The 6,136-nt window shown below is 55.9% G+C and carries 7 protein-coding genes; all 7 read right to left on the bottom strand.

The window, feature by feature from the left end; all coding sequences use genetic code 11:
* Positions 1–478: 478 nt before the first annotated feature.
* Genes cobT through OGV75_RS22060 form a run of 7 tightly spaced genes read right to left on the bottom strand, consistent with a single transcriptional unit; the run spans position 479 to position 6,136 of the window.
* A complete protein-coding gene (gene cobT, locus OGV75_RS22090) occupies positions 479–1,543 on the bottom strand; it encodes a nicotinate-nucleotide--dimethylbenzimidazole phosphoribosyltransferase (protein WP_016156857.1) in 1,065 nt (354 codons plus the stop codon).
* A gap of 24 nt (positions 1,544–1,567) precedes the next feature.
* On the bottom strand, positions 1,568–2,311 hold the full coding sequence (gene cobS / locus OGV75_RS22085; protein ID WP_286481224.1) for an adenosylcobinamide-GDP ribazoletransferase: 744 nt from the start codon (positions 2,309–2,311) through the stop codon (positions 1,568–1,570).
* Positions 2,308–2,853, bottom strand: coding sequence for a bifunctional adenosylcobinamide kinase/adenosylcobinamide-phosphate guanylyltransferase (gene cobU, locus OGV75_RS22080; protein ID WP_016153512.1), 546 nt, complete (start codon positions 2,851–2,853; stop codon positions 2,308–2,310). The genes cobS and cobU overlap by 4 nt, the downstream gene beginning before the upstream one ends.
* Positions 2,850–4,370, bottom strand: a complete 1,521-nt coding sequence (locus OGV75_RS22075) for a cobyric acid synthase (RefSeq protein ID WP_047357945.1) — start codon at positions 4,368–4,370, stop codon at positions 2,850–2,852. The genes cobU and OGV75_RS22075 overlap by 4 nt, the downstream gene beginning before the upstream one ends.
* Positions 4,367–5,182, bottom strand: a complete 816-nt coding sequence (locus OGV75_RS22070) for an energy-coupling factor ABC transporter ATP-binding protein (protein WP_286481222.1) — start codon at positions 5,180–5,182, stop codon at positions 4,367–4,369. Before OGV75_RS22070 ends, OGV75_RS22075 begins: the two co-directional genes overlap by 4 nt.
* Before the next feature lie 8 nt (positions 5,183–5,190).
* Entirely contained in the window at positions 5,191–5,868 is a 678-nt protein-coding gene (locus tag OGV75_RS22065; RefSeq protein WP_016156861.1) for an energy-coupling factor ABC transporter transmembrane protein, read from the bottom strand.
* On the bottom strand, positions 5,855–6,136 hold the full coding sequence (locus OGV75_RS22060) for an energy-coupling factor ABC transporter substrate-binding protein (protein WP_006683999.1): 282 nt from the start codon (positions 6,134–6,136) through the stop codon (positions 5,855–5,857). The genes OGV75_RS22065 and OGV75_RS22060 overlap by 14 nt, the downstream gene beginning before the upstream one ends.

Raw genomic sequence — 6,136 nt, 5'->3', positions numbered from 1 at the left:
ACCCGCATCCCTGCGGGTTCTCCCGGCCTTACGGAAACACGTCGGCAATTTTCAGCCGGACCAGCCCACACCTGACCCCCCTGCGTTTTTTATCTGAACAGCAAAACAGAGTTAACTGGAAGTCAGTGCGTTGCAGCGATGACCCCGGTCCGGCTGAAAATCGATGAGGCGTTGACGGCTGACCGGGTCTGCCCGCAGGGATGCGGGCAGAGGGGACGGCCTGCAGGGACGCAGGCCCGGCCCCGACCCGACAGGCAGACGGCATAAGACGAATGAATCGCGCAGCGACGATTTTCCCGCCGGGAGCCTGGGATGCAAGGGAGGCGGCGGTGAGCCTCCCTTGCGCGTTCACAGGTATAACGTTATCAGAGAAGCAACGCACATAAGGTGAACGGAAACTGATTCAGAGCAAAACATTTCCATACAGGCTTAACTGAACGGTATTGCACCATGGGGCGAAGTTCAGCGTGGCCGAAAACTATGCTTCCTTACCATCCGGAAGCACAATGTTACTGGCGGCAAGCTGCCCCATGTTGTTGTACATTGCACAGGCGGCTTCAACAATCGGCATCGCCAGCGCGGCCCCGCTGCCTTCGCCCAAACGCATCCCCATATTGAGATACGGCTCCAGTTCAAGATGCGCCAGCGCGGTGCGAGCCCCCTTCTCGGCGGAGAAATGTGACGGGATCAGGTAAGGTTTAATCTGCGGCGCAATCTGGCAGGCCGCCAGCGCAGCGGAATAAGAGAGAAAACCGTCCAGCACAACCGGCAGGCCGCAGGAGGCCGCCCCCAACATCACCCCCGCCATGCCGACCAGATCAAACCCGCCTACCTTAGCCAGCACATCGATACCGTCATTGCGATCCGGTTGATTGACGGCAATTGCTCGCCGCACAACATCGACTTTATTGCCTACTCTTGAAAGCGGCAGGTTAGCGCCGATACCCACCACATCCTCGGCATCGCTGCCGGTCAGCACGCTGACGATTGCCGCCGCTGGTGTCGTATTTGCCATACCAAGTTCACCGACGCCAAACAGCGTTACGCCATCTTTGGCCAGCTCATGGGTATAGCGAATAACCTCCAGCAGCAGCTCCTCGGCCTGCGAACGACTCATCGCCGGGCCTTGTGCAATATTGCCGCAGCCGCGCGCCACGCGCATATTCACCACGCCAGGGATAAGCTCAGCATCGATGCCGACATCAATCACATGTACCTTTGCCCCCGCCTGAGCGGCCAGCACACAAACGCCTGTCGTCCCACGCGTCATATTAGCAGCCTGAATAGCCGTGACGATTTTAGGCGAAACAGCAACCCCTTCATCCCATACACCGTGATCGGCGCACATCACCAGCATCGCTTTGCCATTCACATGCGGTACGCCCTTCAGACCCGGCATTCCGGCCAGTTGCACGGCGAGCGACTCGAGCCGACCAAGACTTCCTGGCGGTTTAAGCAAGCCATCGACATGCTGCTGTGCACGCAGCATCGCAGCACTATCAGGTGAAGGGATTGCGTGGAGTAAAGAGGTTAAAGTCTGCATAAGGGTTCCAGTATGTTGGCTGACTCAGAGCAGAGCCAGCAGGAAAATCAACTCGCCAAGTTCAATGGCCGCGCCCAGCGTATCGCCGGTCTGCCCATCCAACGTGCGTTTTAATAACTGCCCAAGAATAAAAATCGCCACTATCGTGATAACCAGCGCCGCCACGCCGCGCATGCCAGGAAGAAGCACGGCAGCCAGGATCGCCGCGAATCCCAACGTGACGCAGGTTTGACGCCCGGTGACTTTACCGATAAAGACGTTGCCCAGCCCTTCTTCGCGGGCGTAGCGATGTCGATACATCAGCAAAACAGCGGTACCCCGCCCGGCGACACAAGCGGCTGCAAGCGCCGCCAGCATCGGCGTGCCCCGCAAAGCCAGTTCGCTCACCACCAGCACTTTTGCCAGCAACACGAAAATTAACGCCAGTCCACCGTGAGTCCCCAGGCGGCTGTCACGCATGATTTCCAGCATCCGCTCGCGTCGACGGGCCGAAAAAATACCGTCACAGGTATCCGCCAGACCGTCGAGATGAAATCCCCCGGTCAATAACGCCAGCGTGAGGACTGCAAACAGGGCCGCCAACGGCACCCCACACCAGGGCTGCAGCGCCATAAAGACCAGCCCCGTCAGCCCTCCCAGCACCACGCCAATTAGCGGGAACATCACAATGCCACGTGAATAGTGCTCGAAATCCAGTCCTTGCGACCAGCGAGCAGGAACGGGCAAGCGACTAATAAAAGAGAGCATTGCCCAGAACAACTTACTCATTTAATTTTGACTCCAATTCCTGATACCACCAGCCAGACCTCATCAGCCGCCGCCGCCAGTCGCTGGTTCACACGTCCTGCAATATCGCGAAAATGCCGTGCCAGACGGTTCTCCGGAACAATCCCCATTCCGACTTCGTTAGTGACCAGCACAACCCTGGCCGGACAGCGCTGACAGGCCGCAATCAGCGAACGAATTTCATCCTCAATAGATTGCTCCATCGCCGCGTAATCCCAGCTATCCGGGTCGCTGTCACCGCCCAGCGCAAACAGCAGGTTAGTCACCATCGTGGTGATGCACTCCAGCAGAATGGCTTCTTGTGGATCGTTTGCTGCCGTAATCAGTTCATCGAGATGTTGCCAGCGTTCGGCTGTCCGCCAGTGCGCAGGACGTCCGTCACGATGATGCTGAATTCGCGCAGCCATCTCCTCATCAAAAATCTGCGAAGTCGCGATATACAAAACGTTTGGAGAATCTGCGATCAGCGCTTCCGCATGCCGACTCTTGCCGCTTCGCGCGCCGCCAGTCACCAGAATCATCATACTGGCTCCCGGTGTTGCTGCATGATGGTATAAATTTTCTCAATATCGATGTGTTGCCGCATCGCATCCGCCAGCAGATCAAACTGCTGCGATTTATATTGCGCGTAATGGAAGGTGGAATCCAGCGGCGCTAACCCTTTACGTTCTCGCAGGCCATTAACCAGCGCACGGGTAAATTCATCGCTGTCGAACAGACCGTGAAGATAGGTGCCGAACGCCAGGCCATCGGCAGTGACCGCGCCATCAGCCACGTTGCCACCGTCTTTACGCAGCGTCATCACCGACCGGCATTCCTCGGTTAATGCCGTTTCGCCCATATGAATTTCATAACCGCGAACGGATAATCCCGCGGTACCCGCCAGCCAGTCCGGCAGCGAGGAGGACATTTGTCCCTCAACCAGGGTCGTGGTTTTATGCTGGGCAAAATGCGTTACGGTATTGAGCAAGCCCAGACCCGGCAACGTACCGAGTCCTGACTCAACTTCATCAATGATGGTTTCGCCGAGCATTTGATAGCCACCGCAAATCCCCACTACGGGTACGTTATTACGATGTAATTGCACCACGCCATGCGCCATCCCGCTTTCACGCAGCCACACCAGATCGCCCAGGGTGTTTTTGCTGCCGGGCAGAATCACCAGATCGGCCCCCGCCAACTCTTCAGGCTGGCGAACATAGCGCACGCGCACATCCGGCTGTGCGGCAAGCGCATTGAAATCAGTAAAGTTAGAAATGTGTGGTATCTGAACAACGGCGATATCGATGTCGCGTTTGTCTGTGCGCAAATATTTGCCCTTTTGCAGCGCAACGCCATCTTCATCTTCCAGGTCAACGTCCAGCCATGGCATGACGCCCAGGACCGGAACGCCGGTCAGCGCTTCAATTTGCTCAATCCCGGAATACAGCAACGCCACATCACCGCGAAACTTATTGATGATCACCCCTTTTACCCTGGCGCGTTCATGGTCGTGCAGTAGCGCCAGCGTGCCGTAAATGGAGGCAAACACCCCGCCGCGGTCGATATCCGCCACCAGAACGACAGGGCACTGCGCCATTTCAGCCATACCCATATTGACGATATCGCGATCGCGCAGGTTAATCTCAGCCGGGCTTCCCGCCCCTTCCAGTACCAGCACATCGAATTCCTGCGCGAGACTGTTATAAACAGACAGGATTTGATCCCGTAGTTTCGGTTTGTACTCGTGGTAGCTCACCGCATCCATATCGGTTGCCACTTTGCCCATCAGTACAACCTGCGCTTTACGATCGCTGGTCGGCTTAAGCAGCACCGGATTCATACGCACATCTGGCGTAATACCGGCGGCCTCAGCCTGAAAAATTTGCGCGCGGCCCATCTCTTTGCCCTCTGGCGTAATGCCAGAGTTCAGCGCCATGTTCTGCGATTTGAACGGTGCGGTACGCAGTCCATCCTGATAAAAAATTCGACACAGACCGGCGACCAACACGCTTTTACCTACATCAGATGCCGTTCCCTGCAACATTATTGCCTGCGTCATGACGCCTCCTTCAGTGCGTTCTCTCGCATACAGCTAAAAAATTCAGCCTCTGTTTTACACAGCGGGAAACCCAGCTCGGTATGCAGCTTCACCAGCCAGGGCTGAGTTAATCCCGCTTGTTCAATAAGATCCGTCCGGGCAAACACATCACCCGGCGAGCCGTGCGTTAGCACTTCACCCCGGCGTAAAACGTACACTGCATCGCTGACTTCATAGATAAGATCGATATCATGGCTGGAGATAACCACGTGGTTTCCTTGCGCTACGATGCGTTTGATTATCTCAATCATCTGCGTGCGGCCTGATGGGTCAAGGCCCGCAGTAGGTTCATCCAGTAGCAAATACTGCGCCTGCAACACCAACGCCCCGGCAATCGCCACACGTTTTTTCTGCCCGTGACTTAAACACTGAATTGGTTGATGGCGAAAATGCTTGGCATCGACCAGCGTGAGCGCATCATCCACCCGGCGGGAGATTTCAGTCTCATCCACCCCAAGGTTGCGCAGGCTGAAGGCAATATCGCTGTCGATATCGGTATAAAAAATTTGCTGATCGGGATCCTGAAATACGGTTGCCACCTGCTGTCGCAGCGCCAGCAGGCCGCGCTTGCTGTAATCCAGCGGTTTGCCTTGCCACATCACCGCGCCTTCCTGCGGGCGCAGTAAACCACTCAGGTTCATAAACAGCGTGGATTTCCCGCAGCCATTAGCACCGACCAGCCCGGTGACGGCATGCGTTGAAAAGTCCAGCGTTAGCCCTTTGAGGATCGGGTCATCCTGATAGCGAAACCAAAGCGCTGAAGTGGCAAGCATACTTTTCCTTACAGGTGAAAATCACCCTGATACAGTTTGATATCCAGTGTGGTGGTCATTTGCTGGTAGCGGATCAACACGCGGGTAAACAGCAATCCCACCAGCATCGCCAGCGAGCGATAGCCCAACGGCAAGCTACGATAACCAAAACGTAGCGTTTGTGCGCGATGAATAGCCAGCGCCTCGTCTAACAGGATAAAAATAAAGCGCCAGGTTAGCAGGATCTGCTCAGTGAGCAGGCGAGGAACGTGCGCGCGTTTGAGTAAGATAATCAATTGCGGAAACGGCAGATTCAGTACCAGCCAGAACGTTGCCGCCAGCGCAGCCAGGCTGCGCCAGAAGGTTTCATTGGCGGTGACAAGCCCTGGCGCGCTAACGCCTAACCAATAGCTTCCAACGGGGATGCTGGCCAGCAGCGTCTGCGGATCGCGGCTAAAACTAAACAGAATGGTCACGACGCCGACCGTCAGAAAACCAAACGGTAATGCCATCCAGCGACACCAGCGCCAGAAGGAAATGCGCAGCAGCCAGCAGCTCAGCGCGGCAATCAGTAACAGCTCAATACCCTGCCCCAACGGGGGCAGAGTAAACGCCAGAATCATCATCATCAGCCAGAGCAGAAATTTCCGCACGGGTGAGACATGAAACCAGCGACTTTGATAGCTAAGCCTGTCAAGCCCGGTCATCACGGCGTTGCCTGCCCTTGGTGTAACCCAGAATGTAGAAAATCACTGCTGCGCCCAGCGATCCCTGAAGCGTAAACAGCAGGCTTTCAATCTCACCGCTTGCCGGTTCATACAAGGGCTGGAACCACGGCTCATAATGTGGGGCAATTGCCTGAATCTGACTCTCCGCCTCACCGTCTGAGCCACCGTACTCTCCACCATGGTTGATAAAGAACGGCAGGATCACCAGCGCCACTACCATCCCTAACAAAATCAGCGTCTTTTTCAT

It is taken from the genome of Citrobacter sp. Cb028, assembly GCF_030336705.1.
In the GTDB taxonomy this organism is placed as follows: Bacteria; Pseudomonadota; Gammaproteobacteria; order Enterobacterales; family Enterobacteriaceae; genus Citrobacter; species Citrobacter braakii.
The sequence above is the reverse complement of the archived record's forward strand: the minus strand, read 5'-3'. Positions and strand labels throughout refer to the sequence as shown.